Source organism: Halobacillus sp. A1-3, from assembly GCF_050971765.1.
Taxonomy (GTDB): Bacteria; Bacillota; Bacilli; order Bacillales; family Halobacillaceae; genus Halobacillus; species Halobacillus mangrovi_B.
Genome location: NZ_JBPCEO010000002.1, coordinates 310771 through 326367, shown reverse-complemented (window position 1 = coordinate 326367; position 15597 = coordinate 310771). Strand labels below are relative to the sequence as shown.

Below are 15597 nucleotides of genomic sequence, written 5' to 3'. Positions count from 1 at the left end.
TGCCACTTTTTGATTTAGAGTTAGGTTTATCTGGGCAGGTAGTAATAGTCATTCCTCTTACATTAATAGCGTATTGGCAAGTTTTCTTTTCCAAGAAGAGTGAGGGATAGATTTTACCTTATTTACTGTTGAATCAGCAGGGAGGTATAACGATGACATGTCCGAGCTGGATAGTTGAGAAGGATAAGGTGGAAAGCTAGAATAATAGGTAGGAATGGAGGTTATAACATGAACGAAGAACAGATTTTCCAACAAATCAACCTGGTGAGAAAAGCGACATTAAAGGAGATGGACAGTGTCACAGAAGAACAGGCGGATAAACAGCCGGAAGGATTCAAAAACACGATCCGCTGGAACCTTGGCCATATTTACGTCGTGCAAAACTCATTGATTGCTAAGTTCGGTGGTAAACCGGTAGAAACGCCGTCCCATTACCTTGAACTTTTCGCACCAGGAACAAAACCAGCTGATTGGCAGGGCGATGTTCCGTCACTTGATGAGCTAAAGCAGAAGCTGGAGGATCAGCCGGCTAGACTGAAGGAGTCGCTCACCGGCCAGCTGGATGATGAAGCAGCAGAACCCTTCTTATCTATGCCAACAGTTGGAGAAATCCTTAATTTCACGTCTTATCATGAAGGGGTACATACCGGTACGATTAAAGCATTGAAAGCAAATACGGCAGAGTAATAGCGGGAAGCTGACTAAATGTGTTAGTCGGCTTTTTTTTATGCCTTTATTTACTATCAGAATACTATTGGACGTGAAGCCTACGCGTGGGAGGATATATCGATCATATTCTTCACTGTTTCACCACTGAATGAATTTTGAGGTTATCTCATGGTACTTTTACATGGAACGGTTTTTCTTTTAATTCATCTTATAACCAAAGTCTCTGATGAATCAGGACTTAAAAGTCGGTTTAATGCTATCTTCGAATGTACTTATAGATAGATGCAGTACGAAACTTTTAGCCTGATTTATTCCTAATCAAAATAGAACGGGACGAAAAGGAGTTACGATATGAACAATTTTCTAATGATTGGAATGGCAGTTGGAATTGTACTAGGATTATTTATCCTTTTTAACTGGTTGATGGGTTTCGGAAAGGATCGATTACGATAGATTTCGATGAAAGGTACTTTAATCATAAGGACTACGGTCTTTAAGAGTAAATTACAAGGTGAGGGAAGTTTATTACGAAGGCGATCGTTATTTCATTATTGATGGAAAGAGGTTTATGTTACTTGAGAGGAATATCACGATGGGAGGAGTTCCACTTCAACGGACGATCCTTAGGGACAGGTGGCTTGGCAAGAGGACTATCGAAAGCCGGCCTCCCCTCTTAGGGAATCATGGAGGCCGGCTTTTCTAAGTCATAATTTATGAACCAAGGGCTAGAAAAAAATGTTTATACAGGTATTTATATAGGAAGAAATGAATTAGCTTACTGGCATAGTGTTCCTGTGGCTGATTTGTTGAGCATTGGCTTTAATTATTGAATAAGGCTTTCCTAGTTTTTGGTCCTACAATACCATCAACGATTAATCCATTTGATTTTTGAAATTTTTTAACAGCATATAACGTTTGTTTCCCAAAAGATCCATCCACACTAATGTTTAGATTCCTCTGTAGAATTTTTACTGACTCTCCTTTACTGCCATATTTTAAGGTTTCATTGAAGGTTTCATAACCTGCGACTACTTTTTTGACTTTACCAACCCCATAATTTTGCGCTAACGTTGTGAAGGATGAAGAAGAACTTGTAATATAGACCGGAATATTCTTATCAGCCCGATCATACAGCCAGATTACATCTTTGTTATACATACGGATACATCCACTGGATGCGTAGGTTCCAATTGACGAAGGATTATTGGTTCCATGCACTCCATAAACGTTACCCGAGGTATGCCCCCAGTCTCCCGGAACTTTTATTCCTAGCCACCTTGCACCTAGTGGATTGCGAGGATCTCCACCCGGGATATTTTCTTTATACCATGGCCTGTTTTTAACCTTATTTACTAGAGAAAATTTCCCTTCCGGAGTTAAACTCTTCGTTCTTCCAGTTGCTACAGGAAACACTTTCTGGAGCGTACCATTTTCATAAAAAGCCAGTTTGTTGCTGCTTTTATTGATAATAATTGCTTCGTTCTGTGCTGCTTCTGTGGGTAACGCCATAAAACTAAAAATCAGTCCCAACATCCCTAAAGCGAAAACGATTTTTCTTAATAACATTCTCCATCCATCCTCCATCAGTTTCCTTAGTTTGCATGGAAATATTATACTGTTTATAAATGGAGAATAGTTGTCGAAAGACGCTGTCGAAATAAATAAATATTCAAGTGGATTTCACCCATCAATTTGTTAGCACTTAATTAAAAGACAAACCCCCTAAGGTCTGTAGGAAATCTTCGGAAATGTTCTGTTTGAAATGATATTACATAAATGGTGTCTCTTTAAGACACATGAAATGGATACTCAAGTTTAAAGGGTTTACGTTGATTATAAAGAATTAGTAGTGTACACCGTTAATGGCTTGGGTGAATTAAAGTGACGGACATGAGATCCCGAGAAAGGAGCAAGAAAATTCTTAGGAATCGAACTTAATGGTTACGGCTTATATGGTAACCAATTGACTAAGGACATAAGATCAGGGAGGAACGGATATGACAAAGGAAATTAAAAACAGTAAAATACAGGAGTTGTCACTAGAGCAACGAGAAGAATTACTTACAGTGTTAAAAGACCGGTTTGAGAAAAACATGAATCGCCATAAAGACCTTGTATGGGAGAAAGTCCAAGCAAAGCTAGAGGCTAATAAGGAAAAACTATGTTCCCTCAATGAAATGGAGAAAACCGGTGGTGAACCGGATGTCGTGAATTATGATAAAAAGAAGGATGAATATATCTTTTATGATTGCTCAGCGGAAAGTCCTAAAGGACGGAGAAGTGTATGCTACGATCGTGAGGCGTTAGAGTCACGGAAAAAACATAAACCCGAAAATAACGCAATTGATATGGCAGCTTTTATGGGGGTAGAACTTTTGACGGAAGAGCAATATCGAGAGCTACAAGATCTTGAAAATTTCGATAAGAAAACATCTAGTTGGGTTCAAACGCCAGCTGATATCCGAAAACTCGGAGGCGCACTTTTTTGTGATTATCGTTATGGTCACGTCTTCGTGTATCATAACGGAGCAGAATCTTACTATGCTGCAAGAGGATTTCGCTGCTCACTTAGAGTCTAACTGCCAGGGCTCTGGGTTAAGACCTTGTTTAAGTAAGAGTTTGGAGGCTGTCGAGACTCTCTCGACAGCCTAAGGGACTTTCTATCTAGGGAGTTCCTTTTTTGTGTTTAATTTTTGGTTATTTCCTTAAGGGTGGCGCTTTCTTGGTTGTTTTTCTTCTTTACGCGCATGTTGCTGTGCGTTTTTCTTGGAGAGTTTTTTATTTCCTTGAGCCAAATTGATCACTCCTCTCGCTCTTATTATTTCTAGAACTTGTTCATTTTATTGATTAAAATGAGCGCGTTTTTCTATATTAAAATAATAATTGATTCAACACGCTTAGGACGGTTCAAAGTTCTAAGTTATCTTCTATAGAATAGCAGCCCCTGTTTAGTAAAAGATAAAAAGTATACTATCACTCATGAAGGAGAATTTGCTATGGATTGGGATTTTATTTGGAAAGCCGCGCTAATTGTTGTGGTTGGTACTTTTTTATTACGGATTGCGGGAAGAAAAACAATTTCTCAAATGACCTTAGCTGAGACAGTTATTATGATTGCCATCGGTTCATTACTCATTCAGCCGGTAGCAGGAAAGAATATCTGGGTCACATTTATGGTAGGCGGAATCTTAATTTTGACTTTGCTAACGATGGAGTTTGTCCAGGTGAAATCAGATGGACTAGAAAAATTGATTACTGGTAAATCAAAAGTTGTCATTCAAAATGGAGAAATTCAAGAAAGGACGCTTTCGAAATTGAGAATGACAGTTGATCAGCTTGAGATGAATTTACGCCAGAGAAATGTTACGAATATAACTGATGTGGAATGGGCGACATTAGAGCCGAATGGTCAGGTAGGATTTACTTTAAAGAAAGATTCCCAACCTGTAACAAAGAAGGATTTGAATCAATTGATACAGGCGTTAGAAAGCAACGCCCAACAGCTGGCTCAACTGAAGCTTCAATTAGCTACAGAAGAAAATGTGCAAAAACAAAATATATTTACTGAGATCAATGATAAACAGGCAAAAGAGAATTTTCCTGACAAATTGCAATAAATTCAATGTAAATAAACGGAGAGAAGCCATGGTGGTTTCTCTCTTTTTTTGGAATTTAATGAAACATAAAGGAAATCAATAAGCTAATGACGAATGGATAATTGAAAAACATTAACTTGCTTTCTGAAAGGAGAAAGGAAAATGTCTGAACACGAAGCAGCCAGCGGTTTGAGCACAAACGTTGATGGGCGAGTGTTAGTCATGGAGCGGACCTTTCATGCTCCGCAAAGTCTTCTGTTTCAAGCCTATTCAGATTCAAAGCAATTATCAGACTGGTGGGGACCAAAAGGATGGGAAACGGAAAATCGTACATTCGAATTTAAGCCAGGTGGTACATGGCATTACTGCATGAGGTGTATGGATAAGAACCAGGGTGACTTCTACGGTCAGGAATCTTGGGGGAAAGCCACGTTTAATGAAATCGTTGAGCCTGAAAAAATTGTTTATACGGATGTATTTGCTGATGAAAAAGGAAACGCAGTTGAAGGCATGCCTGAGATGGAAATCACAATTGAATTCAAAGAAAATAAGGGGAACTCAAAGCTAGTGGTTATCTCGGAATTTGCAACTGAAGAGCAACTCAATGAGGTTCTGGGAATGGGCATGATCGAAGGTTTCAATTCCCAATTGGACCGACTCGATGATCACCTCGAAAAGCACCAGTAAAGGAGTTTCCAATGTGAAAAAAGTTACACCATTTTTAATGTTTCAAGAAGGAAACGCGGAAGAGGCTATGAAGTTCTATACCTCTGTTATTGAAGGTTCAGAAATTAAATCGGTGACTCGTTATGGAGCGGAAGGACCGGGAAAAGAAGGAACGGTCATGCAAGCAGTATTCACTTTGAGAGGTCAGGAAATTATGTGTATAGATAGCCCATCCCCTCATGATTTCGATTTTACTCCTTCCTTCTCGTTATTTATTACATGTGAATCAATGCAAGAACTCGAAAGGTACTATGAGAAGTTAGGTGAAAATGGAGAAGCATTAATGCCTCTCGATAATTATGGGTTCAGTCAGAAATTCGGGTGGGTAGTTGACCGGTATGGAGTTTCTTGGCAATTGAATTTCGAATAACGAATAAGGACGTGTCCAAAGGGGCACGTCCTTATTCGTGGTCCGTTTTGAGATAGGTAGTAGGGGGGATAGAGTAGTCATAAAGGGAGGTTTTTACGATATCTGCAAAGAAACGCTGGCTTTATGCTTTTCTTGTACCTTTGATAGGAATATTAGTCCTTTTCATCATCTCCAGGCTCAGTGTTGAAAGACTTTTTACTTCTTCAAATATGACTCTACTTATAGTAATCACTATTGTGCAATGGGTTACATTATTATTTTTTCCAAGCCTCTATGGTAAAGGAGAAAAACCTTCAGATATAGAAGGGTAAAAATAAGGTCTTAATGATAAAAGGGAGGTCTCTTCATGACACAACCGCTTTTGAAAGGAATGGAAGGAGCTCTTATTCCAGTTACAAACCCCGAGGATTCTGCGAATGGTATGAGGAGAAATTAGGTTGTCAGCCACTATATTATGAGAAAGATGCGATTACATGAAATTGGCTGTAGAATCTCAAACCGTAATTAGTCTTGTCCGAACTCCAAGTCATAAGCCGATGGTTTTCCCTGAAAATGGGTTTTGTGTTGGGAAGTACTACAATTTCATTCCTACAGATTTAGACTTACCGTATAAGAAATTAATTGAAGAAAGTGTAAAAGGGGATCCAATTGGTGGGGAAGGAAATACAAGGTATTTTACGTTCTACGACCCAGATGGAAATCCATTAGGCTGTTGTGAGTAGTTTTAAAAGAGTGAAAAGGAATCAGTTTAGTCCTGATTCCATAGTGGAATGGTTAGTTAAAAGCCAAGGAGGGATATAAAATGAGATTGATTCGATCTTTAATCCATACAATAGTTAATATACTTATGTTCATTCCACGAGCGATTGGAAGATTAATTAAACGTATCGTATAAACAGGAAAAAAGGCACTTTTTTGATCAAGTGCCTTTTTTCCTGTTTATTAGAAGTATGAATAACCTCAAAACAAAAAGCAAACGGGCAGTCACCCGCTTACTTACTTCAGTTCAACTTGCCAATTTTTACTCTTGTGTGTATTTGCATTTAGTTTTTTTGCTAAAAGATTTGCGGAAGAGAAATCATGAAAGGTTTTATTCAAATGACTGTTTGAGTCCTTTAAGGTTTCAGTTCCCCCATTAATTCTACGAGACAGAATATACATTAGGTCAACTCCTTAAAATCCCTAAACGATGCAGTCAAATTCAAAACTACTTTCTTATTGTCTCATACATCCCAGTAAATGTAAAAAACAATATTCCATAAGAGGTCTACCTTTTATATGAGTTAAATGTGTAGTTTAATTGATGATCCTGCTGAATACTACCCTTTATGGGTTCAATCCTACAACAACTCCTTCTGAAATATCCATATGTCAAGTAATAAACCTTTTATCACTTTTTTTCTTTCCAGAAAACGGTTCAGATGCGTTTCTGTATGTTAGAATATTTCGTAAATGATTATTGATGCTGAAGGAGGATTATTGGATGTCGCAAGTACACCCATATGACAAACAAATGAAACAACAAATAGTAGAGGATGCTTGTCATTCTTTACGTAAATATGACCGTGCCCACTGGGTGGCGGTAACGAAAGAAGCGTTCCGTCCGCTTCATTTGGTATTCCATTGGAAACAACATTTAGATGCGGGGATTACTATGGAGTACACGCTAGTCTATCATTCAGAGAAGGATCTCTACTTTTGGATTATCGAAGATGTGCTGAACAAAGAACTCTTTATGAAAAAAGTACAGCCTTCGGATGATTTTATTGAAGCAGTTGTAAATGGTTATGATAAACCCTTAACTTCTCCTTCTATCCATCACTACGTTGAACAGAAGCTTCCGATTCTTTCTGCAGCTTCTCTATCTGACATTGGCTTCGGTTACATGCCTGTAAATGAGTTGCAATCCATGATTTGGGAACATGTTGCCGTGAACATCCGCCGCTTTCAGCCTGGATTTTCGAGCGGCATTCGATTGGTAGAGGAACTGCCTGTTTTTGCTTAAAGGAAATAACGGCACAGGAGAAGAGGCCTCTTAAGAGGTCTCTTTTATATTGGAAGTTTGAGCATTATTTGTTTTGTATTCCCTTTTATTGGATATTTAATATGAAAAAGCTTATTCAATATATTAAGGGAGTGCAACGTTGATGAACACTTCTAGTAAGCGTACAAAACATTTATCAAAAAATTTGTGGTCAGGCTTTTTGTTTGGAATTGGGATGGCTGCTTTTGTTGATGAAACAGTATTTCACCAACTGTTACATTGGCACCATTTTTATGATAAGTCCACAACTACGGTCGGACTTGTATCTGACGGTTTTTTTCACGCTTTTAGCTGGTTTGCTACCATCGGCGGGTTATTTTTAGTTGCTGACCTTAGAAGGTGGAAAGCTTTTTGGTTCAAGAGATGGTGGGGAGGCGTACTCTTTGGGGCTGGACTTTTTCAATTTTATGATGGCATCGTTCAACACAAACTGATGCGTCTTCACCAGATCAGATACGATGTTTATATCTTGCCCTATGACATTATTTGGAACGCGCTAGCTTTGATAATGATTGTGATCGGAGTGTATTTGCTTATAAGGACAAATACAAAAAATGCATTAGGGGTCTATGAGTAAATGGAAGGGTTAACCCATGTGTGGATGTCCTATTTATTAGCTGCTCTATTTGTTGTTGCCCTTATTTGTTATCTGGTTTTAACTTGGATGAGTAAAAGGCGTTCGAGAGACTGGCCATTATACCGTACAGTTTTTTGGTCACTAGGTATCGTTTGTTGTCTATTCTCTGTCGTTGGGCCTATGGCAGGTCTAGCTCAACATGATTTCTATTATCATATGGTAACCCACTTGCTATTAGGCATGCTTGGGCCTCTACTATTAGTTTTGGGGGCACCTATGACGCTTGCGTTAAGAGCTCTATCAGTCAAAAAAGCACGTCTAATTACGCGGATGCTGAGAAGTGAACCAGTAAGTTTTCTCAGTCATCCCATTACGGCTTCGATTTTAAATATTGGTGGGTTATGGGTACTTTACACCACGGATTTATATGCGTTGATGCACCAACATCTTTGGCTTCATGTACTTGTCCAAGTGCACGTGTTCTTAGCTGGATATCTCTTCACTATTTCATTAATCTACATTGACCCAACACCGCATCGGTACAGTTTTTTTTACCGGACATTGGTGTTTATAGCTGCCCTGGCAGCACACGGAATTCTGTCTAAGTACATTTATGCGTTTCCCCCTAATGGAGTATCAAGAGCGGCTGCAGAAGCTGGTGGTAAATTGATGTATTATGGCGGGGACTTGATAGATATGGTCATTATTTTCGTTCTTTGTCTTCATTGGTATAGAGCGACTCGGCCGAGATCTATGGCGTAGTTTAAGTAGGGTTCATGTACAGCAATAGTGAATGATTCGAGTATTGGAGGAAGTAAAATTCATAGTGAAGGTCTTGCAATGCTTATCCAGTTTAAAGGGTAAGCTTCTTTTTTGGTTGTGGTACTTGCAGTGTTTTGAAATAATTGGCAGAGAATAAGGTACTTTTTTTGTATGTCGATTACAGTTGAAAATAATAGAATTTTTGCCAGGACTTGTTCAATATGACTATCCTAGAAAGGATGTCCTTATGAATGATAAACGATTTTCTTATTTAATTGGATTGATCACACTGGTATCCTGGGTACTTTATTTTTTGTATTATTCTTTTCTCTATAAAAGTGAGAAAATGATTGAAGGCATTATTTTTATTGTAATCATAGTAAGCCTACATATGATCATTACCAAAATCTATTTTCGGTGAGTCTGCCATCTGATTTCAATATAAGTCTCAATAACAGGAAAATGGAAAGAAATCGATTATACTAATTACTAACTGAAAAAAGGAATGAAGTTAATGACAATACTATCTTTCTTAGCCATTTTGGCCGTAGGAATCGGGGCTGGGTTTATAAACGTCATGGCTGGAGGTGGCTCGCTATTAACGATGCCCATGCTCATCATTTTTGGTCTGCCTTCTGCTGTAGCAAATGGAACGAACCGGATTGCTTTATTGGCTCAAAACCTTGTCGCCATTGCATCTTTTAGAAACAGCGGATATTTCGACTGGAAATTCAGTACGATGCTGGCGGTTCCTGCGTTACTCGGATCAATTGTAGGTGCTCGGTTTGCGATATCACTGCCTGATGAAGTTTTTAACAAAATTCTATCCATTGTGATGATTGTTGTTTTAGCGATTATCGTTTGGAAACCACACAAGAGGCTTTCCACTGAAGTCTCCCAGAACACATGGCCGAGAAGACTCGGTCTTATCGTGATCTTCTTTTTTGTCGGAATCTATGGCGGTTTTATCCAGGCAGGTGTCGGCTTTATTATCATTGCTGCGCTTACGCTTGTATCTGGTCTTTCTCTTGTTAAAATCAATAGTATAAAAGTTTTTATTGTGGCGATTTATACGGCTTCAGCATTAGCTGTTTTTATTATCAATGACCAGATTCATTGGGGATACGGTTTCACGCTCGCGGCTGGGATGAGTATAGGGGCGCTTCTCGGAAGTAAATTTGCCGTTAAGCACGGAGAGAAATGGGTACAGCGAATATTAATTGTGGCTGTAATCGCAATGGCCATAAAATTGCTGTTTACATAGAAGTAGTGTTGGAGGGAGGCCATGATGTGAAAATTAAAGGCATTACTTTAGTATTTTTAGGTGCGGCTAGTTTTGGTTTTACACCTATTTTTGTTAAAACAGGTTTTGCTTACGGTTACAGCCTGGGAGAAATCAATATTGCACAAATGCTTTGGGGGTTCATCTTGTTATGGACGTTGAGCCTGTTTAAAGGGTTAACGACAAGAGAAATGACAAAAGCTGATTTGTGGAAAGTCATAGCCACGGGAACGACGGTCGGCTTGACGAGTATTTTTTATTACGGGGCGATGCAATATTTGTCTGCTTCTTTAGCCATTATTCTTCTTTTTCAATTTGTTTGGATTGGTATGATCTATGAATGGGTGTTTAGTAAAAGTAAACCAACTAAAGTAAATCTCATCTCTTTAGTCATTACTTTGACAGGGGTTGTCTTTGCTTCGAATGTGGTCAACGGAAAAATCTTTGAATTACCACCTTTGGGACTTTTACTAGGATTATTATCAGGCTTTTCCTATGCCGGATTTATTTTTTTCAGTGGACAAGTTGCGACGAAATCTCATCCAATTCTTCGAAGTGCCCTCATGGTGACGGGATCAATGATTCTCGTCATAGTGGTTTTCTTCAAAGATATACCGACTTATCCGCTCCTTGATAGTGGGTTATGGGTCATCGGTGCAGGAGTGGCTTTAGTCGGTGCCATTATTCCTCCGCTTTTCTTTGCGGGAGGAGCTCCCCTTATATCTGGACGGCTTGCGAATGTATTGAGCTCTGTTGAACTTCCTGTAGCAATTATTTCAGCGATGATCATTCTTTCTGAGTCTGTCACATGGCTCCAATGGTTTGGGATTGTCCTCATTCTCTTAGCTATTGTAGTCAACGAAATGGGCGGTATGATGGTAAATGTCAAATCAAGAAAACGTGTTAGTTGAAAATATAAATGAGGGGCTTTCTTATGGATATTCAATTTTGCAAACTGACCCAACCGACAGAAACGATTATAGAAGCATTCCATCGTTGGGAAAACGATTCTGCCTTAATTTCTTTAACCCGACCTAACAAGAATCAAGAGGACCTGGAAGTTACCAAACCAGTAACTTTTGAGGACTTAGTGGAGCGTATTAAAAATCATCATATTTATCTTATCTACCTTGATGGAAAGTTGGTAGGTGAAATGAACTATATGATTGATCCGCCTCATCTCTTTAAAAAAGTACCACAAACGGCCTGGATTGGAATCACCATCGGAGAAGTTGAAGCCCGTGGTAAGGGGATTGGTCGTTTGTCGATCGAGCATTTAGAGAAACAGATCCAACGAAAAGGGTTAAGAAGAATTGAGCTTGGAGTCTTTGAATTCAATCATTTTGCCTATAAGCTATATGAAAAAATGGGATATAAGGAAATTGGTCGCATCATGGATTTCACGTTTTGGAAGGATCGATTATGGACTGACATTCGTATGGAAAAATACGTAATAAGTAATTAATATTGACGAAAGCAAGGTTTATATGAGGATGCTCCCCTTCGTAGGGGGGCATCCTCTTTTTATATTCATTCGTTTTTATAAATTTGTAAAGAAGGGTTGGCAAGGAACAATGAGTTCTGTAGAATTAAAAACGTACATTATCTTAATTTTAATACATAATGTTCGCATTTTAAAATAGTGGGAGGAATAGCAGCATGTGCTTAAAACAAAGAATTAGCAGTTTGATAGGGATCTTGATTTTAGTTTTCTTGCTCGCAGCGTGTGGAGAACAGCCTGAGGAAGCGGGAGCGGCTAACAAAGAAGAAGAAAAAGTAGTAGGAATCATAGGACCGATGAAAGTAGAGATTGACATCCTTCATTCTAATATGGAAGTGGAAGAGACAACTAAAAAAGGTCAGTTAACTTTTTATGAAGGAAATTTAGAAGGACAGCCCATTGTGCTTGTGAAATCTGGAATAGGGAAAGTGAACGCAGCTTCTGCAGCACAAATGCTCATCAGTGATTTTGGAGCTGATGTATTAATTAACTCTGGAGTCGCTGGAGGAATTTACCCTGAGCTGGGGCTTGGTGACATCGTCATATCTACAAAAACTGTTCATCATGATATGGATGAAACGGCTAAAGATTTCAAGCCTGGACAAATTCCATATATGGACACGAGATATTTTGAAGCAGATCAAAAGCTGATCCAGTTAGCGGAGAAAGGTACTAAAGGCCTCCCTGATTACGTCGATGTATTCAAAGCACCTATAGCGACAGGAGATCAATTCATTGCAAGTAAAGAAAAAACAGATTGGATTTATGATACGTTTGGTGCGTATGTCGTAGAGATGGAAGGAGCAGCTGTCGGACAGGTTGCCTACTTAAATGAAATTCCTTACGTAGTCATCCGCTCAGCTTCCGATGATGCGGGAGAAGAAGCTGCTGAAATTCAAGAAAACTTTGTAGAGGAAGCAGCGAAGAACTCCAGTCATGTAATTGAAGAGATGCTAAAAAACATGTAGTCATAAAAGAAAAAAGCCTGATCTCTCCATAAAGTGAGGTTCAGGCTTTTCTGAGTTCTTCTACTTTAGAGTAATAAAAGTCAGTAATAAATAAACATAATACATAGACGATAAAAGAGTAATAGATGTTCCATGGTTCACTGTATTCTACTTTACCGGTAAAAAGAGCCAATAGTTCCATGCCGTTAATTAAGAGGATAAACCCGCCATAAACCCACAACCTCCTGATTTGCTTAAAATATATGAAGTAAGCGAACCATGCGCAGATGATCGGATTATAGCCAATATCGATAAATAGTGACTCGAACAAGACGATGGTTGGTTCAGGATTTAAAGCCCATAAATCATTTTGCATACCGATTTGGTTTGATAGTACAGATAATAAGGCTGTAAAAGGAACCACGGTATAGATCAAAATGCGTGCTTTTCGATATAAGATAATTGCAGTTAACCATGGGAGAATGAACCCAACAGTAAAGTTGAAGATCATAGGAATCGCCGTCTTTCTAAAAAGTAATGGTCAAAATACTATTCATTTTATCTTCCTATTCGCACAGAATTTTATGAAGGAAATTTTTGTTAAACTATTTAATTATACTTGAACAGTTTTTTCTTTACTAGCTTTTACATGAAAACATACTCCTGTAAAATCGAAGTGTAAAAGGAAATTTTAATTCCTCTTAATTTTGGGAATAGAAAAGAGAAGCGTCCTTTTCTAGTGAGCAGAAGAACCTACAAAGGAGAGAATGATCAATGGGATCCAACCGTTTTCTTTCTGCAAATGCGCTTATGGAGAAAGACTATTTTGATGTGGAGCCGATCAGCAGACGTATTAAGGTGTATGAGCTGCCCGAAAATATGAATGAAGAACGTATGAAAGAGCTTGATACGGCAGCGGCTGAAATGAATTGTGATAAACTTATTTTTTATGTAAGAGCACAAACAGATGAGGAAGAGATTGTGCGAGAACTTTCAGCTAAATTGGAAGGTGAAATCAAAGGCTTCTTTCGAGGAGAAGACACAAAAATTTATGCTAAATATTTGGACCCTGATAGAAATCAGCCTGACTCTAAGAACGTCATCTCCCGAGTAAGAGAATTAGATCTTACCTCACATACAATTAAGGAAGGTCTTCAAGAGGGATACACAATGACGTGGGGAAAAGAAGACCAAGCTGAGGAGATGGCCAACTTTTATAAGTCGATTTTTTCAAAATATCCAACACCAATACATGAACCGGATTATATAGTGAAAATGCTAAACGACAATGTTCATTTCTCTCTTATTTATCACGATGGAAAGATTGTAAGCGCTTGCTCTGCTGATATATTCTCCGATTATGGAGCGGCGGAGTTTACTGATTGCGCTACCTTACCCGCATATAGAGGACAAGGCCTGCTTTCTCATCAATATCCTACCCTACAGGAAAAAATGAAAGACCTCGGGATTAAGACCATGTACTCTTATACGAGAGCTATTTCAATGGGGATGAATATCATTACGGCACAGCAAGGCTTTACTTACGGTGGATGTATGGTGCAAAACAGTATGATTGGAACTGGCTTAGAGGATATGAATATCTGGTATAAACAATTATAAAATGAACTCAGGACAGCGAAATTTAGCTGTCCTTTTTTTGTGTAAAAATGTATAAATATTTCCTTTTCAAAATTGTTTCTGTAAAGGATATTTTCAAAACTTGAGGAGATTCTAATTTAATGGTGCTGAATCATTTCAAGGATAGGTGAAAAGGAAATGCCAAGAACGAATACAGAAACAAATACTTTTAAATCGACGAACCAACAGGATCGTAAACGCATGAATGGTAGAGAAGTCGGGCCGTTAAGAATCACCCATGAGCGTCCCGAAATAGGAAAGAAAATCGCCTTAATCGGTTGGAGCATTCCATCCATTGAAGCGATACAGCAAATGGGGAAAGAATACATCATTGTAAGTCATGAAGATTTTAAACCGTATGCAGAGCAGCACCAGGTTCCATTTCTATCTTGGGATTTTGGAAAGCCGAAGCATTATCAGGAAGTTTATGAAAGGTCGAGGGATTTGTTCGATCAACTTAGAAGTTTGGATGTTGGGCTTGCAATCCCCATTTTTGAAGAAACGGTGGAGTGGTCAGGAGCACTGAACGCTCGGTTTAGAAATGATCCCAGCGTCTTTGAACACTCGATTCTTTTTAGAGATAAGGCTATGATGAAACGCCGTGCCCATTTAGGTGGATTGAAAGTTGGTGTGTTTGAAGAGGTTGAAAATAAAGAAGAAGTCCACCGATTTTTTAAGCGAGTAAACCAATCGTTGTTGAAAACTCACAAGGACCATGCCGATCCGATTCATTTTAAAGCGCTGAATAAAGCGGGAGCTGCCGGTCACCGGATGATTTTTTCTGAAGAGGATATTGATCAAAAACTAACAGATGACAACTTTCCGGGTCTCGTTGAAAGTCATCTTCCAGGAATTGAAGTTTCTTGTGAAGTTTTCATCCATCAAGGGGAAGTCCAATTTTTAAATATTACAGAGTACGTTCTACTTGGCTATTCAAGTATGGTTCCTCCATCTGCTGCGATCGAACAATATCGCGCTATTATCCTTAAGGAAGTCGAAAAACTGATTGAAGCGTTTGATATTCAATACGGGATGGTTCATCCAGAGTTTTTCATTACAGAAAAAGAAGAAGTTTACTTCGGAGAAATTGCTTATCGTATTCCTGGTGGTCATATCTTTGAACTGATCCAAAAAGTATATGGGTTCAATCCTTTTGGAGCCCATCTACTTTGTTGCGATCCGCATTCGACTAAAGATGAATTACGAACTCACATTCCTAAAGAATTGAAGGCGGATGGACATGCAGGCAGCTTTATGGTTTACCCGAAAAAGAAAAGTGTCAGCCGAGTGCATATTCCGTCTGATTTAGAGGGACATCCGAATTTTGATAAGCACACGCTTTATAAACCGACCGTCTCTAAAATTCAAGACACGGGAGAAGGGTACGGAAACCACTGGGGAACGGTGTTTTTCCACGGCGACGACAGTAATGAAATCTCAAGATTGTTAACGGATTATGTAGACCATGACTTTTATGTGTAGGAG

17 protein-coding genes are annotated in these 15597 nt (G+C 38.8%); 15 read left to right on the top strand and 2 right to left on the bottom strand.

The window, feature by feature from the left end; translation table 11 throughout:
- The first annotated feature begins 228 nt into the window (after window positions 1–228).
- Window positions 229–687, top strand: coding sequence for a DinB family protein (locus tag ACRYKC_RS04430; protein WP_433805481.1), 459 nt, complete (start codon window positions 229–231; stop codon window positions 685–687).
- Between the two features lie 801 nt (window positions 688–1488).
- Here the strand turns inward: ACRYKC_RS04430 and ACRYKC_RS04425 are convergent.
- Window positions 1489–2235 carry a L,D-transpeptidase family protein gene (locus tag ACRYKC_RS04425; RefSeq protein ID WP_433805480.1) on the bottom strand — a complete coding sequence of 249 codons (747 nt, stop codon included), beginning with the start codon at window positions 2233–2235 and terminating at the stop codon, window positions 1489–1491.
- 431 nt (window positions 2236–2666) lie between these two features.
- On the opposite strand from ACRYKC_RS04425, the gene ACRYKC_RS04420 reads away from it, so the two are divergent.
- The 12 genes from ACRYKC_RS04420 (at window position 2667) to ACRYKC_RS04365 (ending at window position 12495) form a co-directional block, all read left to right on the top strand.
- Entirely contained in the window at window positions 2667–3248 is a 582-nt protein-coding gene (locus tag ACRYKC_RS04420) for a DUF4256 domain-containing protein (protein WP_433805479.1), read from the top strand.
- A 417-nt stretch (window positions 3249–3665) separates the two neighbouring features.
- A complete protein-coding gene (locus ACRYKC_RS04415; RefSeq protein WP_433805478.1) occupies window positions 3666–4286 on the top strand; it encodes a DUF421 domain-containing protein in 621 nt (206 codons plus the stop codon).
- A gap of 141 nt (window positions 4287–4427) precedes the next feature.
- Window positions 4428–4952, top strand: coding sequence for an SRPBCC family protein (locus tag ACRYKC_RS04410; protein WP_433805477.1), 525 nt, complete (start codon window positions 4428–4430; stop codon window positions 4950–4952).
- Window positions 4953–4965: 13 nt separating this feature from the next.
- A complete protein-coding gene (locus ACRYKC_RS04405; protein ID WP_433805475.1) occupies window positions 4966–5361 on the top strand; it encodes a VOC family protein in 396 nt (131 codons plus the stop codon).
- 473 nt (window positions 5362–5834) lie between these two features.
- Window positions 5835–6083: a VOC family protein gene (locus ACRYKC_RS04400; RefSeq protein ID WP_433805474.1), complete on the top strand. Its 249-nt coding sequence runs from the start codon at window positions 5835–5837 to the stop codon at window positions 6081–6083.
- 761 nt (window positions 6084–6844) lie between these two features.
- Window positions 6845–7366: a hypothetical protein gene (locus ACRYKC_RS04395; protein WP_433805473.1), complete on the top strand. Its 522-nt coding sequence runs from the start codon at window positions 6845–6847 to the stop codon at window positions 7364–7366.
- A gap of 142 nt (window positions 7367–7508) precedes the next feature.
- The gene (locus ACRYKC_RS04390) at window positions 7509–7982 is read left to right on the top strand and encodes a DUF2243 domain-containing protein (RefSeq protein ID WP_433805472.1); all 474 of its coding nucleotides are present in this window, start codon (window positions 7509–7511) and stop codon (window positions 7980–7982) included.
- Window positions 7983–8744: a cytochrome c oxidase assembly protein gene (locus ACRYKC_RS04385; protein WP_433805471.1), complete on the top strand. Its 762-nt coding sequence runs from the start codon at window positions 7983–7985 to the stop codon at window positions 8742–8744.
- A gap of 505 nt (window positions 8745–9249) precedes the next feature.
- Window positions 9250–10008, top strand: a complete 759-nt coding sequence (locus tag ACRYKC_RS04380; protein ID WP_433805470.1) for a sulfite exporter TauE/SafE family protein — start codon at window positions 9250–9252, stop codon at window positions 10006–10008.
- A 26-nt stretch (window positions 10009–10034) separates the two neighbouring features.
- Window positions 10035–10937, top strand: coding sequence for an EamA family transporter (locus ACRYKC_RS04375; protein WP_433805469.1), 903 nt, complete (start codon window positions 10035–10037; stop codon window positions 10935–10937).
- 23 nt (window positions 10938–10960) lie between these two features.
- A complete protein-coding gene (locus ACRYKC_RS04370) occupies window positions 10961–11491 on the top strand; it encodes a GNAT family N-acetyltransferase (RefSeq protein WP_433805468.1) in 531 nt (176 codons plus the stop codon).
- A 194-nt stretch (window positions 11492–11685) separates the two neighbouring features.
- The gene (locus tag ACRYKC_RS04365; protein WP_433805466.1) at window positions 11686–12495 is read left to right on the top strand and encodes a 5'-methylthioadenosine/adenosylhomocysteine nucleosidase; all 810 of its coding nucleotides are present in this window, start codon (window positions 11686–11688) and stop codon (window positions 12493–12495) included.
- Between the two features lie 40 nt (window positions 12496–12535).
- Here ACRYKC_RS04365 and ACRYKC_RS04360 read toward each other — a convergent pair whose 3' ends face one another.
- Entirely contained in the window at window positions 12536–12985 is a 450-nt protein-coding gene (locus tag ACRYKC_RS04360) for a hypothetical protein (protein WP_433805465.1), read from the bottom strand.
- 263 nt (window positions 12986–13248) lie between these two features.
- Between ACRYKC_RS04360 and ablB the strand changes: the two genes are divergently transcribed.
- Window positions 13249–14094 carry a putative beta-lysine N-acetyltransferase gene (ablB, locus tag ACRYKC_RS04355; RefSeq protein ID WP_433805463.1) on the top strand — a complete coding sequence of 282 codons (846 nt, stop codon included), beginning with the start codon at window positions 13249–13251 and terminating at the stop codon, window positions 14092–14094.
- 156 nt (window positions 14095–14250) lie between these two features.
- Window positions 14251–15594 (top strand): ATP-grasp domain-containing protein, encoded by a 1344-nt coding sequence (locus tag ACRYKC_RS04350; protein WP_433805462.1) that lies wholly within the window; start codon window positions 14251–14253, stop codon window positions 15592–15594.
- Window positions 15595–15597 lie beyond the last annotated feature (3 nt).